This is a genomic window from Mesorhizobium sp. M5C.F.Ca.IN.020.29.1.1 (genome assembly GCF_003997375.1).
Taxonomy (GTDB): Bacteria; Pseudomonadota; Alphaproteobacteria; order Rhizobiales; family Rhizobiaceae; genus Mesorhizobium; species Mesorhizobium wenxiniae.
In genome coordinates, this window is record NZ_RZSW01000826.1 from 1 (window position 1) to 1,956 (window position 1,956).

Here is a 1,956-nt window from a genome sequence, read left to right on the forward strand (position 1 = left end):
GCTGATGGACGGCGTCTACCGCTGGCAGCGCCACATCTACGACTTGACCCGCAAATATTACCTGCTCGGCCGCGACCGGCTGATCGCAGGGCTTGATGTGCCCACAGGCGGCACCGTGCTCGAACTCGGCTGCGGCACTGGCCGCAACATCGTCCTCGCCGCCCGCCGCTATCCCGACGCCCGCTTCTTCGGTCTCGATATTTCGGCCGAAATGCTGGAAACGGCCACTGCTGCCATTGCCCGCGAAGGCCTGTCCGGCCGCGTCAAGCTGGCGCGCGGCGACGCCACCGATTTCGACGCGAAAGCGCTGTTCTCTATCGAAAGTTTCGACCGCATTTTTGTCTCGTATTCGCTGTCGATGATCCCAGGTTGGCAGAAGACGGTTTGCGCGGCTCTTGCAGCCCTGTCACCTGGCGGCTCGCTGCACGTCGTCGATTTCGGCCAACAGGAGGCCCTGCCCCGCTGGTTTGGCACATTGCTGCGCGGCTGGCTGAGAAAATTCCATGTCGAGCCTCGTGAGGCCCTGCGCGCGGTTATGGCATCGGAATCCGAGCGGATAGGTGCAAGCTTTCGATTCAGAACACTGTACCGCGGCTATGCCTGGCTCGCAGTAATCGGACCGCGCAAATAGCAGCTAATGCAGCGCCTTCACCAGCGCTGCCACCATGATCTGCGGCCGATAGCCGAACGTGGCCGGCGTCAGGCCGAGCCGCACCACCACCATCTGCTCCGAGGGAATGATGGCGACCGTCTGTCCGTCATGGCCTTCCATCCAGTAGGTATCCCTTGGCAGGCCCGCAGCGATGCCGGCGCCTGGGCTCTGCTCGTCGCCCGGCCCCTCGATCCACAGCTGGCCCCTGCCGTAGACTTTCGAGGCCGGTGCGGCTTCCCGCATCCAGGCGACGAAGCCGCCAGGCAGGATCTGCTGGCCGTTCCATACACCATCCTGCAGCAGGAACTGGCCGAAGCGCGCCCAGTCGCGCGCGGTGGCGTAGAGATAAGACGAGCCGACGAAAGTGCCGTACTCGTCGGCCTCCAGCACCGCGCTCTGCATGCCCAGCGGGTCGAACAGCGCAACCCTCGGCCACGCCAGCGCCTTGTTCTTGTCGCCGATCGCATCCTGCCAGAGCCGCGACAGCATCACTGCCGTGCCGCTCGAATAGGAAAACATTTTGCCTACCTCGCCGGTCAGCGACTTGGATCCGGCAAAGCCCGCCATATCAGGCTCGAGGTAGAGCATCCGCGTCACGTCGGTGACGTCGCCATAATCCTCGTTGAACTCCAGCCCGCTCGACATCGCCATCATGTCGGCGAGACTGATGGCGGCGCGGCCGTCCGCTTTCCAGGGTCCGAACAGACCCTGGTTCGTCATCACAATCTTACCATCCTTCATCACGGTGCCGACGATCGCGGCATTTACCGTCTTTGTCATCGACCAGCCAAGCAGCGGCGTCTTTTCGGCAAAGCCGTCGCCATAACGCTCGGCGATGATGCGGCCGTTCTTGACTACTACCACAGCCCGCATACCGGCGCCGGTCATTGCAGGGTCGTCGAGGATTTTCGCGATTTCGGGGTTCTGCGAGGCGTCGACCCTGTCGCCCTCCGGCCAGAGTGCATCGAGCGGCGGCGCCGGTGTCAGCGCCGGCCCGGCGACTGCTTTGGCCGTGGCGATGTCGCCATCCGGAACCGAAGCACAGCCGAGCCCGTCACGAACGACTGCGACGCTTTTGCCGAACACGCCGAACAGCCCGGCCGAGACGGTGCCCTGCTCCTTGTCGACGGAGACCCTCATCAGCCGCAGCAGCGGATGGCCCGGCGCCTGCACGTCGACGGCGAGCACCTGGTCGGCATCGCGTCCGGCGATAAAGACATTCGAGCAGACGATCTTGGCCGTATAACCCGAGCCGACGCGGATCAGTTCCGGCGGCGCGATGTAAAGCCAGGCGGCGAGTGCTG

The 1,956-nt window shown here is 64.2% G+C and carries 2 protein-coding genes; one reads left to right on the forward strand and one right to left on the reverse strand.

The window, feature by feature from the left end; translation table 11 throughout:
• The first annotated feature begins 1 nt into the window (after nucleotide 1).
• On the forward strand, nucleotides 2-631 hold the full coding sequence (locus EOA85_RS33975) for a class I SAM-dependent methyltransferase (RefSeq protein ID WP_245486294.1): 630 nt from the start codon (nucleotides 2-4) through the stop codon (nucleotides 629-631).
• Nucleotides 632-634: 3 nt separating this feature from the next.
• Here EOA85_RS33975 and EOA85_RS33980 read toward each other — a convergent pair.
• Nucleotides 635-1,956 (reverse strand): serine hydrolase (locus EOA85_RS33980; RefSeq protein ID WP_164760086.1); only part of this gene is annotated, 1,322 nt, incomplete at its 5' end.